Below are 19198 nucleotides of genomic sequence, written 5' to 3' on the forward strand. Positions count from 1 at the left end.
TGTAAGTATCCTACAATTTTGTGACTTCGTAATGCAATGAAAAGTCGCTTTTGTGACCCAATTTTTTCGTTTAAATATGCACTTTTTGTTTAACAATTGCGCAACATGGCAGCTTTTAGGTTGGTTTTATGCAGTTTTATTGATTTCAAACCATTATGCTCTTGTTTGAATTGACTAGAATTATTTGTTTTTTCTTGCAGGGATGTAATTTATTTACATAGATCGTAGTGAGATTTATTACGGTTTACGATTGGTGAGAATCTATGCAGTTACATGAGTTGGTCAACACACTAGGTCAAGACCTTCAGCGTCGTTACGGCGAAAAAGTCCATAAGCTGACTTTACATGGTGGCTTTAGCTGCCCAAACCGCGACGGCACCATTGGTCGAGGTGGTTGCACGTTTTGTAATGTCGCGTCCTTTGCGGATGAAGAAGTCCAGATCAAAAGCATTCATGATCAATTGAAAGATCGTGCGGGAGAGATCCATCGTGCGAAAAAGTACCTTGCTTACTTCCAAGCCTATACCAGCACATACGCGGAAGTGCAGGTATTGAAAAATATGTATGAAGAAGCTCTCAAGGCCGCTGACATCGTGGGGTTGTGTGTAGGCACTCGTCCAGATTGTGTTCCTGATGCCGTATTGGATCTGTTGTCGGATTATGTCAATCAAGGTTATGAGATCTGGTTGGAATTGGGCCTTCAAACTGCCAAGAACGACACACTTAAGCGAATCAACCGAGGTCACGATTTTGAATGCTATGCTGATATCACCAAGCGCGCTCGTGCGCTAGGCATCAAAGTATGTACTCATCTTATTGTTGGCTTACCAAAAGAAACACGCAGCGATAACATTGAAACACTGCGTAAAGTCCTTGAAGTAGGCACTGATGGCATCAAGTTGCATGGCTTGCATATTGTTGATGGTAGCACGATGGCAAAGGCATGGCGTGCTGGAAAACTAGAAGCTCCAGAATTGGAAGAGTATGTAGCGATTGCCAGTGAAATGATCCGTATGACCCCTAAAGAGGTGATTTATCATCGTGTCTCTTCGGCTGCACGTCGCCCAACATTGCTCTCCCCGTTGTGGTGTGAAAACCGTTGGCTAGCGATGACAGAGATAGGAAGAGCTTTGGATCGCGAGGGGGCTCAGGGCAGTTTGAATGGTGACCCTTTCATCTATAGTAAGCCAGAATTAAAGGCAGATTGATCGATTAATAACTGGTATATTTTTCCCGATTTGCATTAAAGGTCGGAAAAATGGATCAGTTACTCGATTGGTTATGGGATGGGTGGGGCAACTACGAATTTGTAGTCCTGCTCTTTTTCGTGTTTGCCGTTGCCGTTACATTAATTTATTTACGTTTTCAAACCGCTTTAAAGTACGTTGTTACTGATTCTCCTTATCCTGTGCTTGTGGTTGATGCTAACCATGGGCAGCTTCTGTTATCCAACCATCCCGCGATGCAACTATTGGGTATTCGTCCTTTAGGTTCTGGTTTCCTTTATCCGGCTTCATTTAATTTAGATGAACTTGTCGTATTGCTTGATAGCTTTTCAAGCCGACAATTTCGCCAGCAAATTTTTGACTGGCGTTTATCCGATGGTGAAAGCATCAAAGTTGAGTTATCTGGTCGAAAGAGCTTACTGCGTAGGCAAAGAGTATGGATTCTGTATGCTCAAAGTCATCAAATGACCCAGAAAGATCAGCAACAAGAACTGGCCCAACTAAACATTGCTCGTTCTGCCTTGGACTCGTTGTCTGAATTGATTTGTTTGCAAGATCAAAAAGGTAAAGTACTGACCACTAACCGCGCGTTTGATCAATTTTGGCAAGGTCGAGAAAACGAAGCATGCACTTCAAAATCCAGTTCGATGTCTGCTAGAAAAAGTGACCGTCGTTGGACAACGGATCCTCAAGGACGCAGTTGTTTGCTAGAAGTGAATCAGAATTCACTAGTGTCTCAAACTGGGGAAATGATAGGGACGCTGTCAATTAGCCATGATGTAACTGAATGGCATAAGATGCAGCAAAACTTACGTGATGAAATGGAGCGTCGTAAAGATACGGAAGTGGCTCTGGCTCAACGTGACACCATTCTTCAGACCATTTTGGACGCCAGTCCAGATTCGATCGGTATCTTCAATGAAAACATGGTGTATCAAGCGTGTAATAAGCCGTTTGTGAATGCTTTAGGGATTCCAGATGTTTCAGACCTAATTGGAAAGCGTCTACAAGATGTGATCCCTGAAGATATTTACATCCGCCTAGAAGCCAGTGATCTTCAGGCTTTACAGCAAACTCACCCCGTGCGTTATATCGACAAAGTGACCAGTACCGACGGTTATTACACATGGTTTGATGTGGTGAAGTCACCCTTTAAAGATAGAGCTTCTGGTACCAATGGTGTGCTGATCATGGCTCGCGATATTTCTGAACGTTATCTTGCGGAGCAGAAACTGGAAGAAGCCAACTTGGAGTTGGAGAAACTCAGTTTCTTAGACAGCCTAACTCAAGTCGCAAACCGACGCCGATTTGACGAGCAACTCGATACGCTTTGGTACCATCATGTTCGAGAGAAGCTACCTCTGTGTATCATGCTATGTGATATCGACTTCTTTAAGCGCTATAACGACTGCTACGGCCATCAACAAGGTGATGAGGCGCTAATTAAAGTGGCATCGGTATTCCAGCAGGTGGTCAGTCGCTCTTCTGATTGTGTCGCTCGTTATGGTGGTGAGGAGTTCGCTTTCATCTTGCCAAATACCACGACGGAAGGGGCTCAAAAAGTCGCTCTGCGGATACATGAACGCATTCATGACCTCGGCATCGAACATTGCTGTTCAGAAGCTTTTGCTCAATTGACAGTCAGTATCGGCTTTGTCTCTTACATTCCTCAGCACGGCGATGAACCTGAAATGGGGGTCGCGATGGCAGATAGTGCACTCTACCAAGCGAAGGCCGATGGTCGTGATCGAACCAGTGTTCATCCAAGTTCTTGCTAACGCTTTGTGACCGCTTGCTCTAAGTTGAGAGTAGGCGGTTTTAATCACCGTATTAAACACGTTAAACTGCCCATACATGGTGTGAGGTGTCTGCTAGCCCTGAAGCTTCGCTGGTTCGCCAATGTGTATTGCCAAACTTAAAACAGCTCGAAATATCTTCACTGTTTTAACTTCTCTAACTGTCAGGGTTCGATATCTAGCTTGTTCCATGGAGTAGTGAATGAAGCCCATGAAAAACCTCGCCCAGTACTATGTTGACCTATTGGTTAAGCTGGGGATTGTCCGTTTCTCTATATTGCTGGCCTTAGCGCTGGTGGCACTGGCTGTTGTGGTGCAAGTTGGTATTACGCTCGCCTTGAAAGGGAACGTCGACGATATTGATATTGTTCGTTCTGTTTTCTTTGGCCTGCTTATTACCCCTTGGGCGGTGTATTTTCTTTCCGTTGTTGTTGATCAGCTAGAAGAATCTCGTCAACGATTGACCAAACTAGTCTCTAAGCTGAAAGACATGCGCTCGCGTGACCAAGAACTGAACTTCCAATTGCAGCAGAACATTGAAAAGCTCAATCAAGAAATTGAAGAGCGCATTAAAGCGGAAGAAGCGCGCGAAGAAGCCATGCAAGATTTGGAGAACGAAGTATTCCAACGTGAACGCACTCAGTTAGAGCTTGCCGAGCGTACCGCACTTTTACGCTCTTTCATTGATGCATCTCCAGACTTGATTTACTACCGTAACGCCGATGGTGTCTTCTCTGGTTGTAACCGAGCAATGGAAGAACTCACTGGTAAGAAAGAGCATCAATTGGTGGGCCTAAGCCCATGGGATGTTTACAGCAAAGAAGTGGCCGAGCACATCGTTGATACCGACCAAAAGGTCTTTGCAGACAATCAGGCCATCACTTACGAGCAATGGCTTGAATATCCAGATGGTCGCAAACACTACTTCGAATTGCGCAAAGTACCTTTCTACAGTAAAGATGGCCGTCACCTTGGTCTAGTTGGCTTTGGACGAGATATTACCGAACGTAAACGCCATGAAGAATCGTTAGAAAAAGCCAGCCGTGACAAGACCACCTTTATTTCCACCATCAGTCATGAACTGCGCACGCCATTGAATGGCATCGTTGGTTTGAGCCGAATGTTGCTCGATAGTCAGTTAACGCAAGAGCAGCGTAAGCACATGCAAACCATTAACGTCAGTGCCATTACATTGGGCAACATCTTCAACGACATTATCGATATGGATAAATTCGACCGTCGTAAATTGGAACTGCTGCCCGCACCATTGAACTTTGAGGATTTTGTAGCAGAGATTGAAAGCATCTCTGCTCTGATGGCGGAGCAGAAAGGGTTGCGTTTCGACCTTGAACGCTTGAGCGCATTACCAAAAGCGATTGAAGTGGATGCGACCCGCCTGCGTCAGGTTATCTGGAACTTGGTTAGCAACGCAATGAAGTTCACCAAAGAAGGTGGCGTCGTCATGACAGTCAGCGCAGATGTCGAAGACGACTACGCGACCATCATCATGGAAGTAGAAGACACGGGCATTGGTATTCCTGAAGAAGAGCTGGATAAGATTTTTGCGATGTACTACCAAGTGAAGTCAGGCAAAGACAACCTTCATGCGGTAGGTACTGGCATTGGTTTGGCGGTTTCTAAGCAGCTTATCAACATGATGGATGGCGATATTACTGTTGCGAGTGAAGAGGGCTTCGGTAGTACCTTTACCGTTTCAATTCACGTTCCGATTGTTGAATTGGAAGAGCCTGTTATCGATGCTCAGCGAGATAAAGTGCATCTAAATATCTTTATGGTAGAAGATATCGAACTGAACATTACTGTTGCTAAGTCACTGCTTGAAAGCTTGGGACATACCGTCACTGTAGCCATGACAGGTGAAGAAGCGCTGGTGAACTTTGTACCAGACGAATATGACTTAGCGTTGCTGGATATACAACTACCAGACATGACAGGTTTTGATGTGGCTAAGTACTACCGTGAGCATTACGACAACTTGCCGCCATTAGTAGCACTAACGGCGAATGTGATGAAAGATCGTCGTGAATACTTAGACAATGGTATGGACGATGCAATCAGCAAACCACTTGCGGTACAAGCGATGCAATCAGTGATTGATAAGTTCTTCGTTAATCGTATTGAGAACCAAAAAGAAGAGGTTGTTGAGCCTGAGCTCGTTGAGGATGTTACACCGACCCCATCGCCCGTCATCAATACCCATTTACTTGATTTGGATATGCTAGAGTCATACGTGGATATCGTGGGTGTGAAACCTGTTTATGACAGTATCAAGATGTTCGAAGACATGATGCCAGACTACATTCAGATTTTAGACTCGAACATGATGGCGAAAGACCAAGATGGTATTGTTTCAGAGGCGCATAAGATCAAAGGCGCAGCGGGTTCTATTGGTCTTAAACACATCCAAAGTGTTGCACAGAAGGCACAATCTCCGGATATGCCTGCTTGGTGGGAAAATATCTCGGACTGGGTCGAAGAAATAAAAAATGAATATCAAAATGACATTCAAGTCTTAAAAAGTTGGTTGGAACAGAGGAAATAACATGAAGAAGTTTGCATCGGCAGCACTGGCAATCGCATTACTTGCTGGTTGTAGTTCTGCTCCTCAAGTGGGTTGGCAAGAAGACAGCCAAATCACCATGAATAAAGTGAATGTTGAGCTGAAAAGCAACTTGTGGGTAAACCTAATGCCAACCATTGGTGAGGTTCAAGAGCAAAACGTACATGGTGCGTTGTACTTGAAATCAGACAAGGAACTACCAGCCAACTTGACCGTGGATTCATTGATCATCAAACAAGGCGATTCTGAATGGCAAATTGATGGTGACTTGCTTGAGTTACGTACTCATAGTGAGAACCAGTGGGAAGTCGCCTTTGTTTGGCAAATTGAAGCGGATATGGAAAAGTCAGTCGACTTAGCTTTGTTATTAGATGATGCTGGTAAGAAAGGCTGGTTGGTTGAGAAACACATTAAGATCGATAAAGTATACTGATATTGCGTTTTCTCAGATAAAAAAAGGGCTTGCTCATGGAGCAAGCCCTTATTGTTTGTGTTGAAGCGATTAGTCTTCTAGATCGCCACAGAAGCGGTAACCTTCACCGTGAATCGTCGCGATGATTTCAGGAGTACCTGATACAGATTCAAAGTGCTTACGAATGCGACGGATAGTCACGTCAACAGTACGGTCGTGTGGCTTAAGCTCACGGCCCGTCATCTTCTTAAGAAGATCAGCACGAGTTTGAATCTTGCCTGGGTTCTCACAGAAATGCAGAAGTGCACGGAACTCAGAACGAGGCAGTTTGTAGCCATCGCCAGCTGGGCTCACAAGAGAGCGGCTGTTGATGTCTAGCACCCAACCGTTGAACTCATATTTTTCTACCGAGCGCTTCTCTTCTTGTACTGCGTTAGTGCTCATTGAGCGGCTTAGCAGGTTACGTGCGCGGATAGTCAGTTCACGTGGGTTGAATGGTTTAGTGATGTAGTCATCAGCACCGATTTCAAGACCTAGGATCTTGTCTACTTCATTGTCACGACCAGTTAGGAACATCAGTGCGATGTTCGCTTGCTCGCGAAGTTCACGTGCTAAAAGGAGACCATTCTTGCCTGGAAGATTAATGTCCATGATAACCAAGTTGATTGAATTTTCAGACAACACTTGGTGCATCTCTTCACCGTCACTGGCTTCAAAAACAGCGTATCCCTCTGCTTCAAAAATACTCTTAAGAGTGTTACGAGTTACTTGCTCATCTTCTACGATAAGAATCTGCGGGGTTTGCATTGGCGGTACCTAAATTTGTGACAAAATTGTGCTAATAGAATAAATTCTAGGCAAAAATATAACATACAGGTAATGTGATTTTGATAATAAATCAAGTTGATCAAAAAAACACTTCTTTCAGTTATCCGCCTTCCTTGGAATTTTGCCAACTCACCAGTATCCGATGGCGACGTTTATTCTATAGGGCTTGTTTACCTTTCATTTCCTAGCCTTCGCGGGGCCTGAAACGTAAACACCCTAAGATATGGAGCGGATTTTATATTGTTAACAGCATGCTAACAATGCTCAAATGTTAATTCCATTCAGTTTGTTGATTTACATCAATTGATGAAATGTAACCGTTATTAATCGTTTAAGAGTTATGATAGAAAAAAGTAATACGAACATAGACGCATCGTTATGGAATGCTTATTCAGAATCTTTCTTTCGTTTTCATACTGATTGGTGCTCTTCAAGCTACGCAGTGATAACCGCTTGGAACCCTTACAGTAATTTGCGGTCAAAAGAGATGAATTGCATAAGTAATCATGAACTCGAAAAGCAATTAAACCACGTTAAACACGTGCCTGTCACGGTTGGTGATCAGGCATTCGAATGGTTTGAAGAAAGTTACGCAGCAGAACTCACGCCAGAAGCGGCGATAGTGCTGGCAAAAGATTTCCAACAGAACGCGATTTACTACGTCATTGATGACGAGCTTTACCTGATAGCGTGTTCAGAACCAGAGATTTTGCACAAGCTTGGTTCGATGAAATCTAGACTGGTATAGAAGGATACTACTCACTGGAGTTTTGCTTGGGTGAGACATTTCACGGAGGAACTATGAGAGACATAACACCAGATATTTGTGACCAATTTGAAGAACAAGTTACGTTACTGAGTCTGCCATTGCAGAATTTTGGTCAACGTACCGCGTTTCATGGAGAGATAGTCACAGTGCGTTGCTACCATGATAATTCAAAAGTTCGCGAGGTACTGAGCGATAATGGTACTGGCAAAGTACTAATTGTTGACGGACACGGCTCTTGTCAAAAAGCCTTGCTAGGCGATCAATTAGCGATTCTTGGGATCGAAAATGGTTGGGAAGGCATCATAGTGTACGGAGCGATTCGCGATGTAGCTCAGATTTCTCAAATGGACATTGGTGTTCAAGCCCTAGGCACATGTCCATTTAAAACAGAAAAGCGTGATGTCGGAGAAGTGAATGTTACGCTGACAATGCAGAACCAAATTGTTCAACCTAAGCATTACGTGTATGCGGATTGGAATGGCGTGTTGATCTCTAAAGAGGCGTTGGATTTTTAAAAGCGGAAGCCAAGTCCGACTTCAAAGCCTTGTTGCCAATCTTGATAATCTAAAGTGGCGTGAAGATCTAAGTTTTCGGTGATTTTTACGCGGCTTGAAACTTCGGCAGCGAGGCTACTGTCTTCTTCACGAATACCTTCGGTCGTTTCCGCTTTATAAGAGCGAACCGTACTTTTAACGGTGACGCGATCATTTAAGTGATAACTGATCCCACTCAAAAAGCCACTTTGGTTTTGCGTTGGTGAATTATTTACACGCGCACCCACGTAAAGATCAACCGAGTCAAACAGCTCATACGCGTAACCGCCATCAATATTCCAGACGTCAAAGCTCTCGGTATGGTAGTTTTCACTAGAAATGAAAAGCTTGTGTGGGGAAGCTGTGGTTTTTCCTGGGAGAGGTGGCAGTTCATTTGCAGCACAAATGCTAGGCACAACAAACAGTAACAGAAAAATCCATTTTTTCATGTTGACCACTCCTTGTGTCGAACTTTGTTATTAGTATGTGCTTAAAGCTTCTCAATATTAAAGCATAGAATATGAAAGTCAGCTCACTTATTTTCTACTTAATTCAATCCTATGAACCTTGATCACAGTTAACTTGTTGTTAATTAGTATTCATGAGGATCGATGTTTTGATCATATGTAGATAGAAGAGGAACAGGTGTCATCACCGCTATTTGCTTCTATATCAAACAGACCGTTGTAGAGAGAGAAAAAGTTCAATTGACTTTGATAATTCGCAACCCTTTGTAATTACATTGAAATATCAAAGACATTGCGTAGCAGAAATCACTACAAGACCGGAAAATAGACAATTTTTTGTTGACTCTGTACCGGAAACTCGGTAAACGTAGAGTTAAGCAAACACACAATTATCGTTGAATATTTATTTATGCCATCAAACAGCCTAGTAGTAATGACCACAACCATTATTATTACCAACACGACCAATGTTGGGGCAGGCTGCTGAGCGAAAGAAATTCACAAAAAAGGCCTGTATCCAACAAGATACAGGCCTTTTTTTATGCTTTTTTAAATGAAATTTAGACAGAATTAAGAAGATACATCGGAGGAAGGGATGCGAGTATTGAAGTTTGGCGGCTCATCATTAGCAGATGCAGATCGCTTTTTAAGAGCAGCGGATATCATTGCCAATAACGCTCAACAGGAAGACGTTGCCGTTGTGCTTTCTGCACCGGGTAAAACGACCAATAAGCTTGTTGCGGTGATCGAAGGCGCACTTCGAAACGGTGAAGCAGAGCTTCAAATCAATGAGCTAGAAGCGTCGTTTAAAACGCTATTTTCCGAAATCCAAGCGGTTGTTCCAAATGTGGATGGCACGGCTTTCGATAACCAAGTTAAAACCTCACTTTCTCAATTACGTCAATTTGTTCACGGCATTAATCTTCTTGGTATGTGTCCAAACAACGTCAACGCACGCATTATCAGCAAAGGCGAGCGTGTGTCGATTCAACTGATGAAAGCGGTACTAGAAGCAAAAGGCCAACCTGCGCATCTTATCGATCCGGTTGAGTACCTATACGCGAAAGGCGATCATCTAGAAGCGATGGTTGATGTTGAAGTCTCTACGCAGAACTTCCGCCAAAGCCCGCTTCCAGAAGGCCATGTCAGCATCATGCCGGGCTTTACAGCTGGTAATGAAAAAGGTGAATTGGTAACTCTAGGTCGTAATGGTTCTGATTACTCCGCAGCGGTACTGGCCGCATGTTTGCGTGCAGACTGCTGTGAAATTTGGACCGATGTAGATGGCGTTTACAACTGTGACCCTCGCCTAGTTGAAGATGCACGCCTACTCAAGTCGCTCAGCTACCAAGAAGCGATGGAGCTTTCTTACTTCGGTGCTTCCGTTCTGCATCCAAAAACCATCGCACCAATTGCACAATTTCATATCCCATGCCTGATCAAAAACAGCTTTAATCCACAAGGTGCGGGTACATTGATTGGCCAAGATACTGGCGAAGATAATCTAGATATCAAAGGCATCACGACGCTAAATGATCTAACGATGGTTAACGTGTCTGGCCCAGGTATGAAGGGCATGGTAGGCATGGCAAGCCGTGTCTTTGGTGCGATGTCATCAGCGGGCGTGTCTATCGTCCTTATCACACAATCTTCTTCTGAGTACAGCATCAGCTTCTGTATTGAAGCGCAAGATAAAGCCAAAGCACAGCAAGTGTTGGCTGACGCATTTGAGTTGGAACTAAAAGACGGTTTACTTGAACCAGTCGAGTTCATCGACGATGTGTCTATTGTGACGTTGGTTGGTGATGGTATGCGTACTTCTCGCGGTGTCGCTTCTCGCTTCTTCTCATCTCTTGCTGAAGTGAACGTAAACATCGTGGCAATCGCACAGGGCTCATCTGAGCGTGCTATCTCTGCCGTGATTCCTGAAGACAAAATCTCTGAAGCAATCAAAGCGTGTCACGAGAACCTATTCAACTCTAAGCACTTCCTAGACGTCTTCGTTGTTGGTATTGGCGGCGTTGGTGGTGAGCTGGTGGATCAGATCGAACGTCAACAGGCGAAGCTTGCAGAGAAAGGCATCGTGATTCGCGTGTGTGGTTTGGCAAACAGCAAAGGTCTTCTACTTGATAGTGAAGGTCTTCCTCTAGAGCATTGGCGTGACCGTATGTCTGCTTCAACTGAAGAATTCAGCCTAGCGCGTCTGATTTCATTGGTTCAACGTAATCACATCATCAACCCTGTGTTAGTTGACTGTACGTCCAGCGAAGCCATTGCGAATCAGTATGCAGACTTCTTAGCCGCAGGTTTCCACGTCGTAACACCAAACAAAAAAGCTAACACGGCAAGCATGGCGTACTACCATCAACTTCGCGATGTAGCGCGCAGCTCTCGTCGTAAATTGATGTACGAAACAACCGTAGGCGCAGGTCTACCGGTTATCGAAAACCTTCAAAACCTAATTTCAGCCGGTGATGAGCTAGAGCGCTTTAGCGGCATCCTTTCTGGCTCTCTGTCATACATCTTCGGCAAGTTAGATGAAGGCATGAGCCTAAGTGAAGCCACAAACATTGCGAAACAAAACGGCTTTACGGAACCGGATCCTCGTGACGATCTATCGGGTATGGATGTGGCACGTAAGCTACTTATCCTTGCTCGTGAAGCTGGCATGTCTTTAGAACTGGAAGATGTCGTTGTTGACCAAGCGTTACCACCGGGCTTTGATGATTCTGGCAGTGTTGATGAATTCATGGAGCGTCTGCCAGAGGCGGATGCGTACTTTAAAGAGCAGTCAGCAAAAGCGGCAGAAGAAGGCAAAGTACTGCGCTACGTCGGTGAAATTGTCGATGGTAAATGCACAGTAAGCATTGCTGCCGTCGATGAAAACGACCCGATGTTTAAGATTAAAGATGGTGAAAATGCACTGGCATTCTACAGCCGCTACTACCAACCAATTCCACTGGTATTACGTGGTTACGGTGCGGGTACCGAGGTAACGGCAGCGGGCGTATTCTCGGATGTGATGCGTACTTTAGGTTGGAAGCTAGGGGTATAACGGCAATGAGTTCAAGTGATATGGATGTTGTGGTTTATGCCCCAGCATCAATTGGTAATGTAAGCGTTGGTTTCGACGTTCTGGGGGCGGCGGTGTCGCCAGTTGATGGCACTCTTTTGGGCGACCGAGTATTGGTAAAGTCAGGAGCTGAGCCATTCAGCCTAAAAACCTCCGGTGACTTCGTTGAAAAGTTGCCTACCGAGCCAAAAGAGAACATTGTTTACGATTGTTGGGTGGTGTTTGCTCGTGAGCTAGACAAAAAAGGCGTCGAGCTAAAACCACTTGAGATGACGCTAGAAAAGAACATGCCAATTGGCTCTGGTTTAGGCTCAAGTGCATGCTCTATCGTTGCGGCATTAGATGCATTGAACCGATTCCATGGACAGCCACTTAACGAGACAGAGTTACTGGCACTGATGGGAGAAATGGAAGGCAAGATCTCTGGTGGTATTCACTACGATAACGTCGCACCATGTTACCTTGGCGGCGTACAGTTGATGCTTGAAGAGTTGGGTATCATTAGTCAAGAAGTGCCTTGCTTTGATGATTGGTATTGGGTGATGGCATATCCGGGCATCAAAGTGTCCACTGCAGAAGCGCGTGAGATCCTGCCATCTCAATACCGTCGACAAGATATCATTGCCCATGGTCGCCACCTTGCAGGCTTTATCCATGCGTGTCATTCTGGTCAGCCAGAACTTGCTGCAAAAATGATCAAAGACGTGATCGCAGAACCGTATCGTGAGAAACTGCTTCTGGGTTTTGCGAATGCACGTCAATACGCAGCGTCTGCGGGTGCATTAGCTACCGGTATTTCTGGCAGTGGGCCGACACTGTTCAGTATTTGCAAAGAGAAAGATGTCGCTGAGCGAGTTGCTCGCTGGTTAGAACAGAACTACGTACAAAACGAAGAAGGATTCGTCCACGTTTGTCGTCTAGATAAGCAGGGTTCGAAAGTAACAGGAAGTGAGCTATGAAGCTTTACAATATAAAAGAAAATGATGAACAAGTTTCCTTTGGCCAAGCCGTTCGCCAAGGGTTAGGTCGTAATCAAGGCCTATTTTTTCCATCGGAATTACCAAAATTTGAAGATATCGATGCGCTGCTTGCAGAAGACTTTGTCTCTCGTAGCACTAAGATTCTATCAGCGTTAATTGGCGATGAACTTGCAGAAGAGCAAGTGAATGCTCTTGTTGATGCTGCGTTCCAATTCCCTGCGCCTATCAATCAAGTAAAAGACGGTGTTTATGCACTGGAGCTGTTCCATGGTCCAACGCTTGCGTTTAAAGACTTTGGTGGTCGCTTTATGGCGCAATCTCTTGCTGCGGTTTCGGATGGCGGCAAGATCACTATTCTGACTGCAACTTCTGGCGATACTGGCGCAGCCGTTGCGCATGCTTTCTACGGTATGGAAGACATCAACGTTGTGATTCTTTACCCGAAAGGCAAGATCAGCCCACTGCAAGAGAAGCTATTCTGTACGCTTGGTAAGAACATTCACACTGTTGCGATCGATGGTGACTTCGATGCCTGTCAGGCTCTGGTTAAGCAAGCTTTTGATGATTCTGCGCTGCGAGAAGAGATCGGTCTGAACTCTGCAAACTCAATCAACATCAGCCGTTTGATGGCGCAAATCTGTTACTACTTTGAAGCCGCTGCGCAAATGAGCAAGCAAGAACGTGAAAACCTAGTTGTGTCTGTACCAAGCGGTAACTTTGGTAACCTAACTGCTGGTCTATTGGCAAAAGCGCTGGGTCTGCCTATCAAACGCTTTATCGCTGCAACTAACGCTAATGACACTGTTCCTCGCTACCTAGAAACAGGTAAGTGGGATCCAAAACCAACAGTAGCAACAACATCGAACGCGATGGACGTGAGCCAACCAAACAACTGGCCTCGTATCGAAGAGCTATGCCGCGTGAAAGAGTGGGGCTTGGAGACGCTAGGTAAAGGTGCAGTAACGGATGAGCAAAGCGCGCAGTCAGTAAAAGATTTATACGCCATGGGTTACTTGTGTGAGCCGCACGGTGCGATTGCTTACCGCGTGCTTGAAGAACAACTGCAAGACGGTGAAACAGGTCTGTTCCTATGTACTGCACACCCTGCGAAGTTCAAAGAAGTGGTAGATGACATTCTGCAATCTGACATTGATCTTCCTGCGCCACTAGCGAAGCATGCGGTGATGGAGCTGCTATCGGAAGATCTCGACGCGGACTTTGACGCATTGAAACAAGTACTGCGCCGCGTGCAGTAAGCTTCAAAAATACAGTCAGTATCAAAAACACAAATAACGAGAGGTGAATGAGCAATCATTCACCTTTTTTATTGCCGGTAAGTTTTAACTCTCTTTATTATTGAGAAACGAACTTAACTAAATGAGATGGAAAGAGAAGCATGCATTTTTTGATTTTTCTTGGCTCAGTGAGAGACAGCACGCCACCACGACCAGCCCGTTTAGGAATGCGAGTCAGTAGAGCGTGTGAAAAACTCATCGTGAGTCAGCATTCTCAACATACTGTCGAAATCATTGACCCATTGGACTATGACTTTGGCGATGTATTTAAGCCCGAGTTTGCTTATCACCGTTCTAAAGTGCCAGAGCACCTAAGTGAGCTGGCAGACAAAATCAAACAGGCCGATGGGTATGTGATGGTTAGCCCGGAATATAACCATTCGATGAGTCCAGCTTTGGCAAACATGCTTAATCATTTTGGCAGTTCGCTGTTTTCCTATAAGCCAAGTGCGATCGTGACCTACTCTGCTGGGCAATGGGGTGGTGCGAGAGCTGCGGTGTCGATGCGTACTTTCTTATCAGAGCTGGGGTGCTTGCCTGTGTCGGCAATGATCCACATCCCGAAAGCACAAGAGGTGTTTGATGAACAGGGTGTGGTTGCGGATGAATCGGATCAGGCGCAATGGGACAGTTATATGAATCGTACTATGCATCAATTGATTTGGTGGGCAGAAGGGGCATTACAGCAAAGAGAGAAGCTTGAACCAACCTCGTTGGCACAAGCGTTTCAGAAAGATCCTTCGCAAAGAAATGCACCTTAGAGGCGAGTTGCTTTCTACTATCAGAAGGGGTTAGAAGGATCCAGAAACAAAAAAAGCTTGGTCATTGCTGACCAAGCTTTTTAAATTCTAACAAGCTAGTTTACTGAGAGATTATAGAGACTCAGTAAAAGTACGAGCGATTACGTCACGTTGCTGTTCTGGAGTTAGCGAGTTGAAACGTACTGCGTAACCAGAAACACGGATAGTTAGCTGTGGGTAGTTCTCTGGGTGTGCTACTGCATCTTCTAGAGTTTCACGCTTAAGAACGTTTACGTTTAGGTGCTGACCGCCTTCGATGCGAGGAGCTGTTTCGATTGCTACTTCACGGCTTTCGTATTCACCTAGGTCGCTAATTGCGATAACTTGGTCTGCTTCGTAAGTTGATGCTGCAGCAACACAACGCGCTTCGTTCTTCTCGCTATCTAGTAGCCAGATTGAGTTTAGTAGTTCGTCGTTAGCTGCTTTAGTAATTTGGATACCTTGGATCATCACTATCTCCTAGACCACTTACGTGGTGATTATTGGTGTTAATTTTCGAATTTTTGTCGAGCTAAGTATTATATAGCCAATATCCATTATTTTAATATTGATTTAAGTCAAAAAACAACCAAAAACCTTAATTTTTTGAAGGTGATTTTCTTGAGTTAAATCAATAAAACGTTTGAAAACATACTATTTACAATTTATTTGATAATATAAAAAATATTTAAAAGTTAATTTTGTTGTAAATTTACTACAAAATAAGCTCAAAACTTAACCTTGTTTACGCAACTGCCTGTATTTAGGTAGCCATACTGAAAGTCTAAAGTGATTAAATGACAAACATGAAAAACAAGTTTGGAAACAAATTTATTGGTGCTCACGTATCTGCGGCTGGAGGGGTTGATCAAGCGCCTCTTCGTGCTCGTGAAATTGGTGCGAATGCGTTTGCTCTGTTTACTAAGAACCAACGCCAATGGGTTGCAAAACCACTCGAAGAAAAAACCATTAGTGCGTTCAAAGCAAACTGCAAAATGCTTGGTTTCGGCGCCGAACACATTCTTCCCCATGACTCTTATCTGATTAACTTGGGCGCTCCAGAAGAAGAAAAGCTGAATAAATCCCGCGCGGCATTTATTGATGAGATGGAGCGTTGTAATCAACTTGGGTTAACGCTGCTGAATTTCCATCCTGGTAGTCATCTAAATAAAGTGTCGGAACAAGAGTGTTTGGCGACGATCGCCGAGTCGATCAACCTCGCGCACAAAGCAGTGCCAAATGTGATCGCTGTGATTGAGAATACGGCAGGTCAGGGTACTAACTTAGGTTGGAAGTTTGAGCATTTGGCTGAAATCATCGAGCAAGTAGAAGATAAAGAACGTGTTGGTGTGTGTCTTGATACTTGCCACACGTTTACCGCGGGTTACGATCTGCGTACTAAAGAGGATTGTGAGCATACCTTTGCTGAGTTCGATCGTATCGTAGGCATGCACTATTTAAGAGCAATGCATCTAAATGATTCAAAAGTCGAATTCGCTAGCAAGGTTGACCGTCACCACTCATTAGGCAAAGGCGAGATCGGCTGGAGCTGTTTTGAGTACATTGCTAAAGATCCACGTTTTGATGGTATCCCTCTGATTTTAGAAACAATTGACCCAGATATTTGGCAGCAAGAAATCAACACCTTACGCCAATTCCACATGGAAGAAATGGTTAATTCCTAACGGGATGGCAAAGTTGGCATCCTTCTTTCTTAGCTAAAACCATTGAGCGGTTATGCGCTTGTTTTAAACGCCTGAACTCAACGTGGCAGTTAGGCGAAGCTAGTTAGGAGGATGACAATATGTCTCGACCAGTTTCTTTTATCCCAGCGACACACTCTCGACGAGTATTACGTTTACCTACTCCAAACCGCCATATCTCAGGACAAGGGCACTTTCGAACGCCGCAGCGTAATTAGCGTCATCATTATTAGTATTGGTTATTTTGGGTTTAGCCAAACCACCAAGGTCAATACGGATTGTCTGTTCATCAGTTTTTGAGAAGCCGTCTCAAGCTGGTGGTAAGTTTTTGTTTGTTTGAGTTTCGCTCGTTAGAATAGAGGGAAACATTAGGACAGGAACTTTCCATGAATCAGTTACCCACGTGGCACGATGTGATCGGCGAAGAGAAAGAGCAGAGCTACTTTGTCGATACTTTGAATTTTGTTGAAGCAGAACGAGCGGCAGGCAAAGCCATTTATCCGCCAGCGAAAGACGTATTTAATGCGTTTCGTTTTACCGAGTTCAAAGACGTTAAAGTAGTGATTCTGGGGCAAGACCCTTACCACGGTCCTAATCAAGCACATGGTTTGTGTTTCTCTGTGCTGCCTGGCATTAAAACGCCACCATCTTTGGTGAATATGTACAAAGAACTAGCGCAAGATATTGAGGGTTTCCAAATTCCTCAACATGGCTTTCTACAAAGCTGGGCTGAACAAGGGGTGTTGCTACTCAATACAGTGTTAACAGTAGAGCAGGGCAAAGCACACTCACATTCGAAAACTGGTTGGGAAACCTTTACTGACCGCGTTATTGAAGCTATTAACCAGCATCAAGAAGGTGTGGTGTTCCTGCTGTGGGGGGCACATGCGCAGAAGAAAGGTCGTTTTATCGATCGCAATAAACACCACGTCTTGGCTGCGCCGCATCCATCGCCGTTATCGGCGCATCGTGGATTCTTTGGTAGTAAGCCATTCTCGCAAGCGAACCAGATTCTTCTTCAGCAAGGTAAAGAAGCCATCAATTGGCATTTACCTATGACGGTGTAAATCTCAATTTCCTTCTTATATATAGAGAAATAAATCAGTACAGCGATCGTGGGAAGACGATCGCTGTTTTTTTGAACACCGTCGAGTCAGGTATTGGGTTTCTCATATACACTTATAAAAAGTAGGTGTTAAGGAGAGACGCTATGATGATCGAAAGAATTCGACGCGAACACGGCTATATGGTCCGTCTGCTGGCGATATTGCGCCACAAATTAAATGAGATTAAACAAGAACGCGCCATCAACTATGCGTTGGTGAGTGAGATCGTGGATTACCTCTCTAACCATTCTGAAAAAATTCACCACCCTAAAGAAGATATCCTCTATCACTATTTCCTCGAACACTATGGTCAGCAAAAGACCATGGAAGACTTGGAGTTAGAACACCAAGTGCTGGCGAGCAAAACCAAAGAGTTCTCGCTGTTGATAGAGATGATCTTGCAGGATGCGGTTGTCCCTCAAGAGATGTTCATAAACCAGCTAGAAGACTTTATTGTGACGCAAAAACGCCACCTTGAGTTGGAAGAGCGCCAGATTTTACCTTTGATTGAAGAGTTATTTACTTCCCAAGATTGGCAATACGTAGAAAGCTTGTGGCATGAGAATGAAGATGACCCAGTCTTTGGTAACACCATCGCGGATCGATATAAACAACTTGCCGCTCGAGTGCATCAAAACGATGTTGAGTTCGTCTAAACCAGAAAAATGGCAAAGTAAACGATTGCGTTTGTGTGGTTTATTTTGCCGCTTTCTTATTTGGTGAGAATTGTTTGGAAATTACTTCGTTACAAATATGAGTGAAAACAGAGGGAAATTCTCAATAGGTAAGAACGGGTGACATGCTTATGAAACTCGCATAAAAGTCACCCAATTTTGCTGTATCTATAAAAGACAAAAGGCACCATTGAGGTGCCTTTTGCGCAAATTATAGTTTGATGTCATCCAGAGTGATGTCGTGACAGACGTCCAGTTCACGCAGCTCCTTGAGCAAGTTGCGTCTATCGTTCATTTCTTCAATTTCTCGCCACTTACGCTTCACTGGTTTCGCGCGAGATTTGCTTGTTGAGGTAGTATCCAGACCAAACAGGTCGTCGAGTTGAAAGCCTTCCATAAGCCACCTTTACCTTTTTCTATCTAAACTGTTGTAACCAGTCCTTGTGGAGCTTTTTTAGTACCACAATAGGCGTGAGGATAACCATGATATATTTCGCATTTGTGTCGGTAACATGACATTTTCGTGCAAAAATACTTACAGAATCACATTTTGCATGCGCTGAAAATGCACAAAAAATAAGCGAACGATCTCACGAAAACGATTAAATGAAGAGATTTGGTATGTTAATTCGAACGGCTTATTTTACTCAATTTTTGAATACTAAGGTTGCATAGCATCGCTTTGATGAAAATGTATCCAATGGTAACAAACCAACACAGGAAATTTTTATCAGATACCTTGTGATTACTAGCCTCATCAAAAATAAATGGTATGTCATTTCGTTAACGGTGTTAGTGCTTTTTATGTTGAGTTTTGATAAACAAGATGTTGCTGTTTGTGAGCGTTAAGTTTTCCTTTTATGTTAACTTTTGGTGACTTTATAGTGAAAAATAACAAGGTTATTTTACTGGTTGCATATTGATTTTTGCTTGTCGAGGCTGCATTATCCGCCCGTCAAAAAATACGCTGGTACGT

The 19198-nt window shown here is 44.2% G+C and carries 17 protein-coding genes and 1 other annotated feature; of the genes, 13 read left to right on the forward strand and 4 right to left on the reverse strand.

What is annotated here, in order from left to right; translation table 11 throughout:
* The first annotated feature begins 263 nt into the window (after nucleotides 1–263).
* The 4 genes from OQJ86_RS02085 to OQJ86_RS02100 all read left to right on the forward strand — a co-directional run bounded on the left by OQJ86_RS02085 (nucleotide 264) and on the right by OQJ86_RS02100 (nucleotide 6036).
* A complete protein-coding gene (locus tag OQJ86_RS02085) occupies nucleotides 264–1208 on the forward strand; it encodes a TIGR01212 family radical SAM protein (protein ID WP_038878188.1) in 945 nt (314 codons plus the stop codon).
* Between the two features lie 50 nt (nucleotides 1209–1258).
* Nucleotides 1259–3004 (forward strand): diguanylate cyclase, encoded by a 1746-nt coding sequence (locus OQJ86_RS02090; protein WP_063344027.1) that lies wholly within the window; start codon nucleotides 1259–1261, stop codon nucleotides 3002–3004.
* 220 nt (nucleotides 3005–3224) lie between these two features.
* Entirely contained in the window at nucleotides 3225–5585 is a 2361-nt protein-coding gene (gene arcB / locus OQJ86_RS02095) for an aerobic respiration two-component sensor histidine kinase ArcB (protein WP_038866324.1), read from the forward strand.
* 1 nt (nucleotide 5586) lies between these two features.
* Nucleotides 5587–6036 (forward strand): hypothetical protein, encoded by a 450-nt coding sequence (locus OQJ86_RS02100; RefSeq protein ID WP_038866326.1) that lies wholly within the window; start codon nucleotides 5587–5589, stop codon nucleotides 6034–6036.
* Nucleotides 6037–6105: 69 nt separating this feature from the next.
* Here OQJ86_RS02100 and arcA read toward each other — a convergent pair whose 3' ends face one another.
* Nucleotides 6106–6822: a two-component system response regulator ArcA gene (gene arcA, locus OQJ86_RS02105; RefSeq protein ID WP_038866329.1), complete on the reverse strand. Its 717-nt coding sequence runs from the start codon at nucleotides 6820–6822 to the stop codon at nucleotides 6106–6108.
* A gap of 361 nt (nucleotides 6823–7183) precedes the next feature.
* On the opposite strand from arcA, the gene OQJ86_RS02110 reads away from it, so the two are divergent.
* On the forward strand, nucleotides 7184–7591 hold the full coding sequence (locus tag OQJ86_RS02110; protein WP_038866331.1) for a DUF3293 domain-containing protein: 408 nt from the start codon (nucleotides 7184–7186) through the stop codon (nucleotides 7589–7591).
* Nucleotides 7592–7644: 53 nt separating this feature from the next.
* Complete coding sequence (locus tag OQJ86_RS02115) at nucleotides 7645–8127, forward strand: putative 4-hydroxy-4-methyl-2-oxoglutarate aldolase (RefSeq protein WP_038866333.1); 483 nt, start codon at nucleotides 7645–7647, stop codon at nucleotides 8125–8127.
* Here the strand turns inward: OQJ86_RS02115 and OQJ86_RS02120 are convergent.
* The gene (locus OQJ86_RS02120) at nucleotides 8124–8594 is read right to left on the reverse strand and encodes a hypothetical protein (RefSeq protein ID WP_038866336.1); all 471 of its coding nucleotides are present in this window, start codon (nucleotides 8592–8594) and stop codon (nucleotides 8124–8126) included. The two genes, OQJ86_RS02115 and OQJ86_RS02120, sit on opposite strands and share 4 nt — an antisense overlap.
* Nucleotides 8595–9034: 440 nt before the next feature.
* Nucleotides 9035–9154: a sequence feature (Thr leader region), on the forward strand.
* A gap of 53 nt (nucleotides 9155–9207) precedes the next feature.
* Here OQJ86_RS02120 and thrA point away from each other — a divergent pair.
* The 4 genes from thrA to OQJ86_RS02140 all read left to right on the forward strand — a co-directional run bounded on the left by thrA (nucleotide 9208) and on the right by OQJ86_RS02140 (nucleotide 14721).
* The gene (thrA, locus tag OQJ86_RS02125) at nucleotides 9208–11667 is read left to right on the forward strand and encodes a bifunctional aspartate kinase/homoserine dehydrogenase I (protein WP_265985729.1); all 2460 of its coding nucleotides are present in this window, start codon (nucleotides 9208–9210) and stop codon (nucleotides 11665–11667) included.
* A gap of 20 nt (nucleotides 11668–11687) precedes the next feature.
* Nucleotides 11688–12644 carry a homoserine kinase gene (gene thrB, locus OQJ86_RS02130; protein ID WP_265985796.1) on the forward strand — a complete coding sequence of 319 codons (957 nt, stop codon included), beginning with the start codon at nucleotides 11688–11690 and terminating at the stop codon, nucleotides 12642–12644.
* Entirely contained in the window at nucleotides 12641–13921 is a 1281-nt protein-coding gene (gene thrC, locus OQJ86_RS02135; protein ID WP_045422044.1) for a threonine synthase, read from the forward strand. The genes thrB and thrC overlap by 4 nt, the downstream gene beginning before the upstream one ends.
* A gap of 140 nt (nucleotides 13922–14061) precedes the next feature.
* On the forward strand, nucleotides 14062–14721 hold the full coding sequence (locus OQJ86_RS02140) for an NADPH-dependent FMN reductase (RefSeq protein ID WP_063344023.1): 660 nt from the start codon (nucleotides 14062–14064) through the stop codon (nucleotides 14719–14721).
* Nucleotides 14722–14832: 111 nt separating this feature from the next.
* Here the strand turns inward: OQJ86_RS02140 and grcA are convergent, their stop codons facing one another.
* Nucleotides 14833–15210: an autonomous glycyl radical cofactor GrcA gene (grcA, locus tag OQJ86_RS02145; protein ID WP_005434930.1), complete on the reverse strand. Its 378-nt coding sequence runs from the start codon at nucleotides 15208–15210 to the stop codon at nucleotides 14833–14835.
* Nucleotides 15211–15536: 326 nt separating this feature from the next.
* Here grcA and nfo point away from each other — a divergent pair, with 326 nt between their 5' ends.
* From nfo to OQJ86_RS02160, 3 genes are all read left to right on the forward strand, one after another.
* Nucleotides 15537–16424: a deoxyribonuclease IV gene (gene nfo / locus OQJ86_RS02150; RefSeq protein ID WP_265985735.1), complete on the forward strand. Its 888-nt coding sequence runs from the start codon at nucleotides 15537–15539 to the stop codon at nucleotides 16422–16424.
* A gap of 404 nt (nucleotides 16425–16828) precedes the next feature.
* Nucleotides 16829–17509 carry a uracil-DNA glycosylase gene (ung, locus tag OQJ86_RS02155; protein WP_132698641.1) on the forward strand — a complete coding sequence of 227 codons (681 nt, stop codon included), beginning with the start codon at nucleotides 16829–16831 and terminating at the stop codon, nucleotides 17507–17509.
* Between the two features lie 143 nt (nucleotides 17510–17652).
* On the forward strand, nucleotides 17653–18204 hold the full coding sequence (locus OQJ86_RS02160) for a hemerythrin domain-containing protein (protein WP_009707707.1): 552 nt from the start codon (nucleotides 17653–17655) through the stop codon (nucleotides 18202–18204).
* A gap of 229 nt (nucleotides 18205–18433) precedes the next feature.
* On the opposite strand, the gene OQJ86_RS02165 is transcribed toward OQJ86_RS02160, so the two are convergent.
* Nucleotides 18434–18619: a DUF3545 family protein gene (locus tag OQJ86_RS02165; protein WP_009707706.1), complete on the reverse strand. Its 186-nt coding sequence runs from the start codon at nucleotides 18617–18619 to the stop codon at nucleotides 18434–18436.
* Nucleotides 18620–19198: the final 579 nt, after the last annotated feature.

Source organism: Vibrio sp. Sgm 5 (assembly GCF_026241575.1).
GTDB classification, from domain to species: Bacteria; Pseudomonadota; Gammaproteobacteria; order Enterobacterales; family Vibrionaceae; genus Vibrio; species Vibrio jasicida.